At 51.1% G+C, this 15,073-nt stretch carries 15 protein-coding genes; all 15 read right to left on the bottom strand.

Translation table 11 applies throughout. From position 1 onward, the window contains the following. Positions 1–6: 6 nt before the first annotated feature. Complete coding sequence (locus tag KVH01_RS04355) at positions 7–1,065, bottom strand: glycosyltransferase family 4 protein (RefSeq protein ID WP_217880569.1); 1,059 nt, start codon at positions 1,063–1,065, stop codon at positions 7–9. Continuing rightward, complete coding sequence (locus tag KVH01_RS04350) at positions 1,062–2,351, bottom strand: O-antigen translocase (protein WP_217880568.1); 1,290 nt, start codon at positions 2,349–2,351, stop codon at positions 1,062–1,064. The genes KVH01_RS04355 and KVH01_RS04350 overlap by 4 nt, the downstream gene beginning before the upstream one ends. Next, positions 2,352–3,476, bottom strand: a complete 1,125-nt coding sequence (locus KVH01_RS04345) for a DegT/DnrJ/EryC1/StrS family aminotransferase (RefSeq protein WP_217880567.1) — start codon at positions 3,474–3,476, stop codon at positions 2,352–2,354. It abuts the gene before it with no gap. Further along, positions 3,473–3,937: an acyltransferase gene (locus KVH01_RS04340; protein ID WP_217880566.1), complete on the bottom strand. Its 465-nt coding sequence runs from the start codon at positions 3,935–3,937 to the stop codon at positions 3,473–3,475. Before KVH01_RS04340 ends, KVH01_RS04345 begins: the two co-directional genes overlap by 4 nt. Further along, positions 3,930–4,334 carry a sugar 3,4-ketoisomerase gene (locus KVH01_RS04335; protein WP_217880565.1) on the bottom strand — a complete coding sequence of 135 codons (405 nt, stop codon included), beginning with the start codon at positions 4,332–4,334 and terminating at the stop codon, positions 3,930–3,932. Before KVH01_RS04335 ends, KVH01_RS04340 begins: the two co-directional genes overlap by 8 nt. Next, on the bottom strand, positions 4,331–4,897 hold the full coding sequence (rfbC, locus tag KVH01_RS04330) for a dTDP-4-dehydrorhamnose 3,5-epimerase (RefSeq protein ID WP_217880564.1): 567 nt from the start codon (positions 4,895–4,897) through the stop codon (positions 4,331–4,333). Before rfbC ends, KVH01_RS04335 begins: the two co-directional genes overlap by 4 nt. Beyond that, positions 4,894–5,787, bottom strand: a complete 894-nt coding sequence (gene rfbA / locus KVH01_RS04325; protein WP_217880563.1) for a glucose-1-phosphate thymidylyltransferase RfbA — start codon at positions 5,785–5,787, stop codon at positions 4,894–4,896. The genes rfbC and rfbA overlap by 4 nt, the downstream gene beginning before the upstream one ends. 611 nt (positions 5,788–6,398) lie before the next feature. After that, positions 6,399–7,763: a Wzz/FepE/Etk N-terminal domain-containing protein gene (locus KVH01_RS04320; protein WP_217880562.1), complete on the bottom strand. Its 1,365-nt coding sequence runs from the start codon at positions 7,761–7,763 to the stop codon at positions 6,399–6,401. A gap of 336 nt (positions 7,764–8,099) precedes the next feature. Further along, a complete protein-coding gene (locus KVH01_RS04315; RefSeq protein WP_217880561.1) occupies positions 8,100–8,330 on the bottom strand; it encodes a lipopolysaccharide assembly protein LapA domain-containing protein in 231 nt (76 codons plus the stop codon). A 24-nt stretch (positions 8,331–8,354) separates the two neighbouring features. Further along, on the bottom strand, positions 8,355–8,651 hold the full coding sequence (ihfB, locus tag KVH01_RS04310; RefSeq protein WP_003189779.1) for an integration host factor subunit beta: 297 nt from the start codon (positions 8,649–8,651) through the stop codon (positions 8,355–8,357). 131 nt (positions 8,652–8,782) lie between these two features. Continuing rightward, entirely contained in the window at positions 8,783–9,067 is a 285-nt protein-coding gene (locus tag KVH01_RS04305) for a hypothetical protein (protein ID WP_217880560.1), read from the bottom strand. Between the two features lie 158 nt (positions 9,068–9,225). Continuing rightward, on the bottom strand, positions 9,226–10,911 hold the full coding sequence (gene rpsA, locus KVH01_RS04300) for a 30S ribosomal protein S1 (protein ID WP_043047443.1): 1,686 nt from the start codon (positions 10,909–10,911) through the stop codon (positions 9,226–9,228). A 119-nt stretch (positions 10,912–11,030) separates the two neighbouring features. Beyond that, positions 11,031–11,720 (bottom strand): (d)CMP kinase, encoded by a 690-nt coding sequence (cmk, locus tag KVH01_RS04295; protein ID WP_034102642.1) that lies wholly within the window; start codon positions 11,718–11,720, stop codon positions 11,031–11,033. Then, complete coding sequence (locus KVH01_RS04290) at positions 11,717–13,927, bottom strand: bifunctional prephenate dehydrogenase/3-phosphoshikimate 1-carboxyvinyltransferase (RefSeq protein ID WP_264083495.1); 2,211 nt, start codon at positions 13,925–13,927, stop codon at positions 11,717–11,719. The genes cmk and KVH01_RS04290 overlap by 4 nt, the downstream gene beginning before the upstream one ends. A gap of 28 nt (positions 13,928–13,955) precedes the next feature. Next, positions 13,956–15,068, bottom strand: a complete 1,113-nt coding sequence (gene hisC, locus KVH01_RS04285; RefSeq protein ID WP_217880558.1) for a histidinol-phosphate transaminase — start codon at positions 15,066–15,068, stop codon at positions 13,956–13,958. Between the last annotated feature and the right edge of the window lie 5 nt (positions 15,069–15,073).

Below are 15,073 nucleotides of genomic sequence, written 5' to 3'. Positions count from 1 at the left end.
ACTTAATTAACGTAAAAAAGCGAATGAATCGAGCATTTTTTTTGCTATCGCTGACCAATCATATGCTTTCACGTCACGCTCTGCATGAGCCCGCATGGTGGCCAAAACGTGCTGATCTAATTGAAGGTAACGCAGTATCTGAGTAACTATTTTTTCAACCGTTACCTGCTCAACAATTAACGAATTACTTTTACTGGCCGGCCCATAATTTGAAATAACTATACACCCCGACGCCAACGACTCTAAACACGGATAGTGAAAGGCATTATCTTGAAGGAGCCCTATGGCTATAAACAAGTCAACACCGCTATAAAATGCTGCTAGGTTCTCATCTCCATGAGGCACACTCATCTCGATAAAGTCATAGCTTTTCAAAGCTACATTTTTCGGAAGCTCGAACGCTAATTTTAAAATTAAGTTCTTACCTGTGGTTGCCCTAACTATTTTTACTGCCTCCACAATCTCGTATGTACCTTTCCATGCTAGCTCTCTACCTATGCAGCCTAATACTATTTTTTCAGAAGGAACCGGCCTAGGAGTAAATTTGAAAACCTCAAGATCAATGCCCGGCTCAACAACACACTTTGCTTTTAGCAACTTATAACTTTTATATATTTCACCATTAACGATTCGTCGAAGCGGTAAGAAATAAGAAGCTGAAGCCATAAGATAGCCAAAAAAACCTATAAAACTTTTCTTATCGTAAAAGTCGGGCTCATAGGCTTGAATATAATAAAAACCTTTACCCGTACCTAAAGCACCGAACGCAACCGGGAATGCAGTCAAATTATAGTTTGCCAAAAAAACATCATATTCTTTCCGATGCTTTAGAATAAACAAAAACATTCCTAAGAGGTTAAAAATCCCTCGCACTACCGGCACACGATGAAAAAAATTCGAAAACACCCTCACTTTAGCCCGCGTTGGATAATAAGGACTATTGATAAAGTGCGGACCTAAAAAATCAACTTCGTGGCCGCTTTCTATCAACTCACTTGACAGCCTGGATAACACCCTCATCCCACCAGCACTTGAAAATGCAAGCATTGGAATTAAAATTTTCATTGAGAACTCTTCATTGATGGGGCGATCTTACCCTTAGAGTGGGTGCTCAGCGCCCACGTTACACAAATAGACATGACAACCCAATACAAAAAATAATTGAGTGCATAAGCTTCAACCACTCCGTCAAAACCATGCCATCGAGTGAAGAGCAAAACCAGGAAATACCATGACATAGAAAAAAGTATCTCTGTAACTATGTAAAGTTTATACATAGCCTTACCCAGCATGACGTAGGCAAGTATCCAACTTCCAACTTTCATGACATCACCAATGAGTTGAAACGCGAATAAATCTCTCATTGGCAGAAACTGATTGCTAAATAATATATATATAACAAAATCGCGTAAAAAATATACAACCACACAGCCTGCGATAACAACAGGGAGTACAACTTTATAACCTTCTACAACTTCTTTCAAAATAGCCGCGTAGCCGAACAGCTCAGAAAGGCGGGGAAGATAATAAACACCTAGAGTAGTTGTCACCAACAAGAGATACGCACTGCTTAGCCTCCACATTGCCTCCCAATAACCAGCGTATTCTACTCCAAACTCACTGGTTAAATGGTCTCGAATCAATATCTGAGCGATCGGAAGACAAACTGCAGTGGTCAACGCCATTGCCGCGTACTTAGCTAGATTAACAGCTACACCTTTATCAAACCGTCCAAAAAAATATTCAACTCTAAACCACTCTGCATGCCTACATAAAAAAACAGTCGTAACGAAAGCCAGCGCCTGGTATATCCCAAGAGAAACTAAAGCGCCATAAAGCCCTAGAAACCAAGTAAGGAAACCAGTCACTATCAGTGATAAAAAACTTCCACAGATATTAGCAACGACTAATGTTTTTACATCTTTTTTTCCGTTAATAACGGCCATCAGCAATGCATTAAAGGTAAAAAATATTAGGGATAAAGCGACCCACAAAAATACGCTCGCGTATTCTTCCTTTTTGAAAAAATACACTGACAGTCTATCGCTAAATACCGCAACTATGATACCTACAGAAAGAGAGCCTACAATAGCCAAAGCTGTTGAGGTCTTCCATACTGCATGCTGCTTACTCGGCTCGTCGATATATTCAGCTGTATATTTAGTAACACCCGTATTAACAGCGCCGCTGGAGAGCGTTATGATCATCGTAAGGGCATTCTGTAACTGCCCCAACGCAGCGTAGCCTGACGGCCCAACATACAGCGCCAATATTTTATTAATGCCCAACAGGGTCAACATCTTAACAACAACAGCTATTCCATTAAAAAAGCTGGTTTTAACAAGATTCATTTAATTTTTAACCATAAAACTATTACATGCTTGAACTACTACTTCAGCGTCGCTCAGCGATAAGGTAGGACCGATCGGTAAGCTCAAGATCTGATTATGTACTTTTTCAGAAATTGGGAAAGAGTAGCCCGCCAATTCAGCATAGGCATCTTGATGGTGTGGAGGAATTGGATAATGAATTAGAGTTTGAATCCCACATTCAATAAAATGTTCTTGGAGCGCTTCTCTTTGCTCGCAAAGCACGGTGTAAACATGCCATACGTGACTCGTATTCTGCAAAGGCTCGAAACCTTCCGACGTCGGCAAAACAATTGCCGGGTTATTGATAGATCTGGTGTAGAGATCAGCAATTTGACGACGATGGGACGTTTGCTCGTCCAGATATTTGAGTTTGACAGACAAACAAGCTGCCTGAATCTCATCCAACCGGCTGTTCACCCCACGGTACAAATTTTTGTATTTTTGGTGAGAACCGTAATTGCGTAAAGCCCTCAGAGTCGACGCAAGCACTTCATCATTTGTAGTTATTGCACCTGCATCTCCAAGCGCACCTAGATTTTTTCCAGGGTAGAAACTGAAACCGGAGGCATTCCCCCAGCTACCAGCTTTCCTTCCATTCAAGTTAGCCCCGTGGGATTGAGCTGAGTCCTCCAGCACAAGCAGACCAGAACGTTCAGCGAGTTCCAAGATGGCCGGCATATCCGCAAGACGACCATATAAATGCACGGGCAGAATGCATTTGGTTCTGCTAGAAATAGCAGCTTCTGCTTTGAGGGGGCACATATTAAAGGTCGCAGGATCCGGTTCTACTAAAACAGGTATCAGCCCATTCTCTGATATAGCTAGAATGCTAGCGATATAAGTATTTGAAGGAACAAGAACTTCATCACCTTCGCTCAAGTAGCCAAGTTCTTTCCAGGCTCGGATGACCAGTACCAAAGCGTCAAGCCCATTGGCAACGCCAATACAATACTTCGTCCCGCAATAGTCAGCATAGCTCTGTTCAAACTGCTCCAGTTCGCTCCCCCCTATATACCATCCTGAATCTATAACTCGGGTGCAAGCGTCAATCAGTTCCTGACGAAACACTTGATTGATAGATTTCAAATCAAGAAAACTTATCATTTTGTCAAATACCTAATAATTTTAGCTGGGTTACCCACAACGACTGCACCATCTGGAATATCAGAAACCACTACAGCACCGGCGCCTATCATCGCATCCTCTCCCACAACTACTCCCGGCAAGATAGTCGCGTTGGCACCAATGCTGGCGCCTCGTTTGATAGTAATGCCAGAAAAACTCTTTGGATAAACTTTGGATCGAGGCTTAGCGTCGTTAGTAAATGTAGCATTCGGTCCGATGAAAACGTCATCAGCAACCACTGTCCCTTCCCAGAGAAATACACCCGACTTAATCGTTACATTATTGCCTACCGAGACGCCGTTTTCTATTAGTGTATGAGCGCAAACGTTGCAATTTTCGCCAATGACCGCTCCCTCAAAAATCACCGAATACTGCCACACCCGGGTGTCTTTTCCAATGTTTGTGCTTTTTACATCAGCAAGCGGATGAATTTTAGGCATGTTTTACCAACTCCAAAAACGCATCATAATTTCGAATATAGTCTTCTTCATCATAATAATCATCGGCTAGCACTAACAGTACACAATCTGCACTGAACTCATGCATTTCGTGCCAAATCATTTTATCAATGACGATAGCTTTATCAGACGAATCCAACCAAATTTCATCTTTGTGTCTTCCGTCATCCATTTTCATGAGGCAACGCCCTGAAACACAAACGGCAGCTTGTGTGAGCTCTTTGTGAGCGTGAAACCCACGAGGTACCCCCGCTTGCGTGCCAGTGAGGTAATAGACGCGCTTTATAGCGAACGGAATACTTTTGTTATTCTCAAGAACAACGAGGTGACCGCGATGATCACCTAACTTCTTGATATCCAAAAGTTTAATTAAACTCATTTTACAATCACCGATAAGCTCTCGACCCCGGGGGCCTCATCATCTTTATCGCTGACATTATAATTAATAGACCCAGGCCACTTGATGGATAGTTTAGGGTCGTTCCAATGGAGCGCACCTTCGGACTCCTTATCATAGTAACCAGTAGTTTTGTACAAAAAGTGCGTATGATCTTCCAACGCAACAAAGCCGTGAGCAAAGCCCTCCGGAATCCACATCATACGGTTGTTATCGCCGCTTAGCTCCGCGCCGACCCATTGGAGATAGGTAGGAGAAGAGGGGCGGATATCGACTGCAACATCGAATACAGAACCTCTTACAACCCGGACTAATTTTCCTTGGGCGTGAGGTGCACGCTGAAAATGCAGTCCACGTAATACCCCTTTCGAGGAGTAAGAATGATTGTCTTGAATAAATGCACTCGGAACGGGTAGCCCCAGCTCCTTCAGCGCCACCTGAAACTTCGCTTGATTAAAACTTTCCATGAACCAGCCACGCGCATCCGTGTAAACAGCAGGTTCAATTATCACAACATCTGGAATGTATGTTTGAATCAATTTCATTTTTCAGAAGCCTCTTTAAGAAGTTTCTGCAGGTATTGTCCGTAACCTGTTTTCTTAAGCTTCTCTGCTTGCATGCTTAGTTGCTTTGGTGAGATCCAACTGTTGTTGAAAGCTATTTCTTCGAGGCAAGCGACTTTGAGTCCCTGACGATGTTCAATGGTATGAACAAAGTGGCTTGCTTCAAGCAACGACTCGTGAGTGCCTGTATCCAGCCAGGCAAAGCCTCGACCTAGCATCTCTACAGTTAATGATTTGTCGTCCAAATAGGCCTTGTTAACATCCGTAATTTCAAGCTCACCACGCGGTGAAGGCTTAATGTTTTTTGCAATATCTACAACACGATTATCGTAGAAGTACAAACCTGTAACTGCGTAATTTGACTTCGGAACTGCTGGCTTCTCTTCAATGCTAAGCGCACGGCCGTCGTGATCAAATTCAACCACACCAAAACGCTCCGGGTCCGAAACATGATATCCGAATACGGTTGCGCCAGAGTTTTGAGACATCGCAGAGCTAAGGTTGTCCGAGAAATGCTGGCCATAAAAAATATTGTCACCCAAAATCAGGCAGCAAGGATCATCAGCAATAAACTCTTCGCCTATGATGAAGGCTTGCGCTAATCCGTCGGGGCTTGGCTGTTCTGCGTAGGTGAGTTCGATGCCGTATTGGCTGCCATCGCCCAGCAATTTTTTGAAGCATGGCAGGTCTTCTGGCGTAGAAATGATCAGGATCTCGCGCATACCGGCTAGCATGAGCACGGATAGCGGATAAAAAATCATCGGTTTGTCAAAGATGGGCAGCAGCTGCTTGGACACGCCCAATGTCAACGGGTACAAGCGCGTACCAGAACCGCCTGCCAGAATAATGCCTTTGCGTTTAATAACCGTCATTCTCTAAAACTTCCTTTAGCATAGGAATTACACCACCGCGCCATTCTGCCAGGTGAATGCAAAAACTCTGACGCAGTTTCTCGGTATTGGGCCAAGAATTCAATGGTCGAGGGTAGGTGAGGGGAACCGTACCTTGAAATTAGGTTTACAACCTGTTCTAGAAGAATCAGCAGCGCCATAAATTTGCTGAAATTGATCATCAGCTGGGGGCACGTATCTAGAGCCCACGGTGTAAAGCTGATAAACCACAGCTACCAATGGATCTATCAGCGCCCGGCTGACAGCAACAGGAACACGCCGACATATAGGATCCGAGCACTTGAGAGCGACAATCTGATTCGTAACTACGTTACGGCCGTCACAATCCAGTGCGGACTTGGACGCCAAGCTATGTATCCTAAGCGATCTCAGCACAGACCCCGACCTGTCATTTCCTACAAAAAATTCTCAGTTGACCTACCCTTTTTTGCGGCAACAACCAATTCAAGATCAAAACATCCAACCCGGAAACGCTTTTCAAAACTGCCCCTCCCCGGGCCTTAAAGCGAAGACGCACCATAGTGACGCTCTGAAAAGGGGGAGCCCATTAAACCTCAATCACTCCATAGCGCTCAACTAATTTGGGATAAGTTGGGTTTAACACTACTGGTCGATTTAACATCGCCGCGCACACGACTGCTTGAGGTTATATCTTCATCGACTATGCGGGCGCTGTCGGTAACGACCATAATCCTAGTAAGCGCAATAAAAAATGCTAAGACAGCGCCGCCAAACAAACCAAGCGCCATTATCAATATACGGTTAGGCTTAGAGGGCGCTACCGGCTCAAGGGCCTGTTGATCGATAGTGACTAGCTTGAGGGTCGACATATCGGTACTCAAGTTACTCAAACGAGTCATCTCCGCACGTAAGGACTCGACACCAGCGAGAAAAACATCCTCATTTTTACGCGCGTTCAGCACTTCAATTTCGCGATTGGTCGCTAGCAACTGAAGCTCCTTTGCGATCTGGGCCACGCGAGGATCGGTGAAATCATCCGATCTACGCTGCTCCAATGCGGTGATCTCAGCTTTAAGCGCCTCAACCCCCATAAAATAAAGTGGGATTTGCTGATTATTTACTTCGGTACGAATTACGCTGCCAGCGCCCGCCTTATCAGATTCACCGAACGATGAAGGCGTTGCCGGTTTTTGAATACCCAAAGTTTTAGCAATTCCGATAGCTTCATTCAGTTGAAAGATACGATCGCTGCGTAACGCTTTCAATTGAGCCCGCAAGGCTTTCAACTCGTCCTGCAACTGGGCACGCTTCAATGAATCAGCTTCACGAAACCGGGCTATTTTGGCCTCTTTCTCAACATTGTAATTCGATCGGGCTGAATCGAATTTTCCCTGGAGTTCCCTTAACCGATTTTGAACGATTACATTAACGTCCGCACTGATCTGCTCACGCTCAGTCCCAATAGCGTAATCCACTAAACCATTCAGAATCGCTACGCCATCAATACCCTTGGGATAAGTCATTTCAAGCTTTATATAATCACTCAGAGCGTCTTTTTTATTTGGATCAGGCAACGTTAATTGAATAGAGTTGCGGTTGAATGCTTCAAAACTCTGCTCCAGCGTTTCTCCTGGGCGAACGAACCTTGCGAATAGCCTCTGATTGGCTTTGAAGAAAGCTAAGCGAGTATCGTAGGATTCGAGTGCCTCACCAACCTTGATTAATGCGTCCGCTGGTGGCAACTGGTAAATCTCAGAGCGATTCAGTGCATCCAACTCGTTGATGGCCGCAGGGCGCAACACCGCATTGATCTTGTATTGTGGCGTTACCAGAAACGCATAGCACACTGCAATCAATGTGACAGCTAAGGTCACTAAGAACACGAGCTTTTTTTGAAGGAAGACGTTTTTTAATAGAGTTATTAAATCTATTTCGTCGGAGGATCTTAATGGGGGAACGCGGAGACTACTACTCACAACAAAAACCTGCCTTCAAAGAGAAACTGCGGGCTCGTTATGCAGACAAAATTGCGTTTTTTTATTCTAATTGGTTGACCGCCAAAACCCAGCGTCTCTGCCAAATTTTGAGCGCACAAAATGCCTGTTATCGAGAACAGATTCCATTCTGCCATCTCTTTGGTATATTACAAGTCTTGACATGTATGTCGGACGATTCTGACTTTTCTAGGAGAACTGTCGGAACCAACGGGGATAGGTAGCCAGGCAGTTTGAAGCGCTCTGCATGACAAGGTTTCTGACAAACGGTCACCAGCGCCGCCGCCCCCTCATCACACCTGACCCAGAGAGCATACCCTAAGCAACCGCTTTACCCCGACGCCTCCGAACAACCACCCCCAACACCGGCCCAATCAACATCCCCACAATCAAAGCCACCACCACAAACACCGCCACCGGCATCTGCGCAGTACTCCAACCCAGGAACGACAGCGCCACACCCTGCTGGTTCTCCAACACAAACGCCAAGACCACCAGCGCCGCAAGCACTGCAATCAATACCGCAACAAAGCGCTTAACCCCACGCATAACCTTCTCCTACCCCAAAAACACTCAGACGCCTTCTTCCTCTTCTTCGTTCACCCGATCACGCAATTCCTTGCCCGGTTTGAAGTGGGGTACGAATTTGCCGTCGAGGCTGACGGATTGGCCGGTTTTTGGGTTACGGCCTACGCGCGGTGCACGGTAGTGCAGTGAGAAGCTGCCGAAGCCGCGGATCTCGATACGATCTCCGGTGGCCAGGCATTGGGACATTTGCTCAAGCATGGTCTTGATAGCCAGCTCCACATCCTTGGATGAGAGCAGCCCTTGATGGGTGACAATTCGTTCGATCAACTCCGACTTCGTCATATTTTTCCCTTCTTTTTCAAGCAGCTAGGAAAAGCGCTTCGAAGGTTTTAGCATGACTTGATGAATTTGAACAGCCCATGTGTCAACTAATCTACAGGCAGAATGAATGCCCATCGCGTAAGCATCTGCCCTCATTTACAGATTACCAACATGGTTCGAGTTACGGCACCTGCAGGGTTCCAACCGAACAAGTAGTCACCCTCTTCGTCCTTGGCATCACTGGAGCGTGTGACAACCTTGTAGCCCTGCATCTTGCACTCACGGGCAGCACGCTTCTCGCACTTCTCCCACTTATTACCCAGGCCAGAGCAGTCGATTTCGATACCGCTGGCGCCGCGCTTGGCGTAGGTCTTGGCACTGGTGGAGGAACAGCCTGCAAGCACCATCAACGCAACTATTACAATAATCCTGTTCATTCAAGCCCTTATAGGTCAGCAAAACGAATAGCCTTCGTGAAGACTATAGTCAGTTCTGACATTGAGCTGAACGCCTTGGTTCTATGTTGTTGATTCATCAAATTTCAGGCACAAAAAAGGGCGACCGAAGTCGCCCTTTTTCTATAGCTTTACAGAACTTAGTTCTGCTTAGCCATTGCTTCGCGCAGCAGGGAGGCCATGGTGGTCTCGCCTTTTTCAGCTTCCGGAGCGGCTTTCAGGCTCTGGATGGCTTCTTTCTCTTCAACTTCGTCTTTCGACTTGATGGAGAGTTGGATTACGCGGCTCTTGCGGTCAACGCTGATGATCTTGGCTTCTACTTCCTGGCCTTCTTTCAGAACGTTGCGCGCGTCTTCAACGCGGTCACGGCTGATTTCGGAGGCTTTCAGAGTCGCTTCGATATCGTCGGCCAGAGTGATGATGGCGCCTTTAGCGTCAACTTCTTTCACAGTGCCCTTAACGATTGCGCCTTTGTCGTTCTCTTGAACGTACTCGGAGAACGGATCGCTTTCCAGCTGCTTGATACCCAGGGAGATACGCTCGCGCTCTGGGTCAACCGACAGGATAACGGTGTCCAGTTCGTCGCCCTTCTTGAAACGACGAACAGCTTCTTCGCCAACTTCGTTCCAGGAGATGTCGGACAGGTGAACCAGGCCGTCGATGCCGCCGTCCAGACCAATGAAGATACCGAAATCGGTGATCGACTTGATGGTGCCGGAGATTTTATCGCCCTTGTTGAACTGGCCAGAGAAATCTTCCCATGGGTTAGATTTGCACTGCTTGATGCCCAGGGAGATACGACGACGCTCTTCGTCGATGTCCAGAACCATAACTTCCACTTCGTCGCCGACTTGTACGACTTTCGAAGGGTGGATGTTCTTGTTGGTCCAGTCCATTTCGGAAACGTGTACCAGGCCTTCCACGCCTTCTTCCAGCTCTGCGAAGCAGCCGTAGTCGGTCAGGTTGGTAACACGCGCGGTTACGCGAGTGCTTTCTGGGTAACGAGCCTTGATAGCAACCCATGGATCTTCGCCCAGCTGCTTCAAGCCCAGGGAAACGCGGTTACGCTCACGATCGTACTTCAGAACCTTGACATCGATCTCGTCGCCAACGTTGACGATTTCGGAAGGATGCTTGATACGCTTCCAAGCCATATCGGTAATGTGCAGCAGGCCATCGACGCCACCCAGATCGACGAATGCGCCGTAATCGGTGAGGTTCTTGACGATACCTTTGACTTGTTGGCCTTCCTGCAGGGATTCCAGCAGAGCTTCACGCTCGGCGGAGTTCTCTGCTTCCAGGACGCTGCGACGGGAAACGACAACGTTGTTGCGCTTCTGGTCGAGCTTGATGACCTTGAATTCGAGTTCCTTGCCTTCCAGGTGCGTGGTGTCGCGCACTGGACGAACGTCGACCAAAGAACCTGGCAGGAACGCACGGATGCCGTTAACGTCGACAGTGAAGCCGCCCTTAACCTTACCGTTGATAACGCCCTTGACCACTTCTTCAGCTGCGAAGGCTGCTTCGAGAACAATCCAGCATTCAGCGCGCTTGGCTTTTTCACGGGACAGCTTGGTTTCACCGAAACCGTCTTCAACCGAGTCCAGAGCAACGTGAACTTCGTCACCGACATTGATTGTCAGATCACCAGCATCGTTGTAGAACTGTTCCAGCGGGATCAGAGCTTCAGACTTCAGACCAGCGTGAACGGTTACCCAGCGAGCTTGGTAATCGATATCAACGATAACACCGGTGATGATGGAGCCTGCCTGAAGGTTCAGGGTTTTTAGGCTTTCTTCAAAGAGTTCCGCAAAGCTTTCGCTCATTTTAATTCCTGTTGATAAGGGCGAAGAATACGCCCATCTCCACACCCCAGACGGTATGGGTCAGTTTCAATTAGAAGAAGCACCGCAGGACTATGACTGGTCCCCTGCAGCCTTCTTGGTCACCCGGCGATATCGCGAATGGCGATCTCGCTCATGATGCGTTCCAGCACCTGCTCGATGGACAACTCCGTGGAATCCAGCTGTATCGCGTCAGCCGCCGGCTTTAGCGGGGCTACTGCGCGCTGGGTATCACGCTCATCGCGTGCACGGATCTCATCTAGCAGACTCGACAGACTAACACCATCGACTTTGCCCTTCAACTGCAAGTAGCGGCGGCGCGCCCGCTCCTCGGCGCTGGCGGTCAGGAAAATCTTCAGCGGCGCGTCCGGAAACACCACGGTGCCCATGTCGCGGCCATCGGCCACCAGGCCCGGCGGCTCCTGGAACGCCCGCTGACGCTGCAGCAGGGCATCGCGCACGGCCGGCAGTGCGGCAACCTGGGACGCCCAGGAGCCGACTTGCTCGTTACGCAGGTCATCGGTCACATCATCGCCTTCGAGGATAATGCGCTGGGGATGACCTTCCGTCGCGCCGACGAACTGCACATCCAGATGCGCGGCCAGCAGCTTGAGGGATTCTTCGTTGGTCAGGTCGACGCCATGGTTGCGCGCCGCGAACGCCAGCAGGCGGTACAGCGCGCCGGAATCGAGCAAGCACCAGCCCAGGCGCTTGGCCAGGATGCCGGCGATGGTGCCCTTGCCCGAGCCGCTTGGCCCGTCGATGGTAATCACCGGTGCTTTGATATTCACAATTGAGCCTCTTGGGCAACACGGATGCCGACTTGGGCACACAGTGTAAGAAAGTTCGGAAAAGATGTAGCAACGTTCGCGCAGTCACGGATACGAATCGGCGCCGCGGCCCGCAGGGAAGCCACGCTGAACGCCATGGCCACGCGGTGGTCACCATGGGCCTGCACTTCACCCCCACCCACCGGGCCACCGTCAATGATAATCCCATCGGCCGTGGCTTCACACGTCACACCCAGGACCACCAGACCATCGGCCATGACCTGGATACGGTCGGACTCCTTGAGGCGCAACTCCTCGGCACCGCGTAGTACGGTTCGACCTTCGGCGCAGGCAGCGGCGACAAACAGCACAGGAAACTCATCGATTGCCAACGGCACCAGCGCCGCTGGAATCTCGATACCTTTGAGCTTGGCGGCACGTACACGCAAGTCAGCAACCGGCTCGCCCCCTACTTCACGCGGGTTTTCCAAGGTGATATCTGCGCCCATCAGCCGCAGGATATCGATCACCCCGGTGCGGGTCGGATTGACACCGACATGCTCCAGCAGCAACTCGGAGCCCTCGGCAATCGATGCCGCCACCAGGAAAAACGCCGCAGACGAAATATCCCCAGGCACTTCAATGTGGGTCGCGGCCAACTTACGGCCAGGTTCCACGGACGCCGTCGCGCCCTCCACTGCCACCGGGCACCCAAAACCACGCAACATACGCTCGGTATGATCACGCGTCGGCGCAGGCTCGGTGACCGCGGTTTTACCCTGTGCATACAGGCCAGCCAGCAACAGGCAGGATTTAACCTGCGCACTGGCCATCGGCAATGCGTAGGTCAGACCTTTGAGCACTTGACCGCCACGTATGGCCAGCGGCGGGCGGCCTTCCGGCCCGGTCTCGATCACTGCACCCATTTCCCGCAGCGGCTTGGCCACGCGATCCATCGGGCGTTTGGACAGCGACGCATCGCCGGTCAGCACGCTATCGAAGCTCTGCGCCGCCAGTAAACCGGCCAGCAGACGCATGGACGTACCGGAATTACCCAGGTAGATCGGCCCCGGCGCAGCTTTCAACCCATGCAGGCCGACGCCATGGATAGTCACGCGCCCATGGTGCGGCCCTTCAATCACCACGCCCATGTCGCGAAATGCCTGCAAAGTCGCCAGGGCATCTTCGCCCTCAAGGAAACCTTCGACTTCTGTCACGCCCTCGGCCAACGAACCGAGCATGATCGAGCGATGAGAGATCGACTTATCACCCGGCACCCGAATACGCCCGCTCAAGCGGCCTCCCGGACTGGCGATGAAAGTCAGCTCATCGGCGTTCACTGCGGTTTCCATATAAGCCCGGCGTGCCAGGATCTTGCTGAAATGCTCACGCGCCATCCGCGCACGGGTGAACACGCCCAACAGTTGATGGCCGTCACCCGCGTCAACCGCGTCACGCAGGGCGTCGAGGTCGCTGCGGAAGGTGTCCAGGGTACGCAACACCGCTTCGCGATTGGCAAGGAAGATGTCGTGCCACATCACCGGGTCGCTGCCGGCAATCCGCGTAAAATCGCGGAAGCCACCGGCGGCATAGCGGAAAATCTCCAGGTTTTCATTGCGCTTGGCCAGGGAGTCCACCAAGCCAAATGCCAGCAAATGGGGCAAATGGCTGGTCGCCGCCAGCACTTCATCGTGGCGCTGAACCTGCATGTGCTCCACATCTGCCCCCAGCTCGCGCCAGAGACGATCCACGACGGCCAGCGCCGCCGGATCGGTTTGCGCAAGCGGCGTGAGGATCACCTTATGCCGACGAAACAACTGTGCATTGGAGGCTTCCACCCCGCTCTGCTCGGAACCGGCAATCGGATGGCCCGGCACAAAGCGCGGCGGCATTTCGCCAAATGCCAGCTGCGCAGCCCGCACCACATTACCTTTGGCACTGCCGACGTCCGTGAGGATTGCCTGCCCCAGATCCAGGCCAGCCAACACCGCCAGCAGCTTCTCCATGGCCAGGATCGGCACCGCGAGCTGGATCACATCCGCGCCTTGGCAAGCGATCGCCAGGTCCGCCTCACAGCGGTCCACCACGCCCAGCTCCACCGCCAACTTTCGCGACTGCGGGTCCAGATCCACCCCCACCACTTCGCCGCATAATCCGCTTTCGCGCAGGCCCTTGGCGAAGGAGCCACCGATCAACCCCAGGCCGACCACCACCAGGCGACCGATCATAGGCACAGCAGGTTGCAATGCAGTGACATCAACCACGGGCCAGAACCTTGGCCAGTGCCTCAAGGAAGCGGCTGTTCTCAGCCGGCAAACCGATGGTGATACGCAGGTGGTTCGGCATGCCGTAGTTGGCCACCGGACGCACGATCACGCCTTCGCGCAACAGGCCCTGGAACACCGGGGCAGCAACCTGGCCGAGATCGACGCAGATGAAGTTGCCCTTGGACGGAATCCAACCCAGGCCCAACTCGCGAAAGCCCTGCTGCAATTGCAGCATGCCGCTTTCGTTGATGCGACGTCCTTCTTCCAGATACTCGGCATCCTTTACCGCCGCACACGCAGCCGCCAGGGCCAGACTGTTGACGTTGAACGGCTGGCGCACACGGTTGAGCACATCGGCAACCACCGCCGTGGATAAGCCGTAGCCGACCCGCAGCGACGCCAGGCCATACGCCTTGGAGAACGTGCGCGATACCAGCAGGTTCGGATAGGCCGCCAGGAAGTCGAGGCCGTCCGGCAGGTCGCTGCCCTCGGCGTACTCGATATAGGCTTCGTCCAGCACCACCAGCACGTGCTCCGGCACATCCTGCAGGAATTCGTTCAGCGCCCGCTCATCAAACCAGGTGCCGGTCGGGTTGTTCGGGTTGGCGATAAACACCACGCGGGTTTGCGCGTCGATGGCCGCCAGCATCGCCGGCAAGTCATGACCCCAGTCCTTGGCAGGAATCACCCGAGCATCCGCCCCCACCGCCTGGGTCACGATCGGGTAGACCGCAAACGCGTGCTCGCTGAACACCGCATTCAAGCCTGGCGCCAGGTAGGCACGGCCGACCAGTTCAAGGATGTCATTGGAGCCGTTGCCCAAGGTCACCTGATTCAGCTCGACCCGGCACTTGTCCGCCAGCAGGGACTTGAGCGCAAAGCCGTTGCCATCGGGGTAACGGGTCAGCTCGGCCAGCTCTTCGCGAATCGCCGCAAGCACTTTAGGGCTCGGGCCCAGCGGGTTCTCGTTGCTCGCCAGCTTGACGATCCTGGACGGGTCCAGATTCAACTCACGGGCCAACTCGTCCACAGGCTTGCCTGGAACATAAGGCGAGAGTTGTTGCACGCCCGGCTGCGCCAGGGCGAGAAAGTTGCCACTCATGTCAA

Source organism: Pseudomonas khavaziana, assembly GCF_019145205.1.
GTDB lineage: Bacteria > Pseudomonadota > Gammaproteobacteria > Pseudomonadales > Pseudomonadaceae > Aquipseudomonas > Aquipseudomonas khavaziana.
The sequence above is the reverse complement of the archived record's forward strand: the minus strand, read 5'-3'. Positions and strand labels throughout refer to the sequence as shown.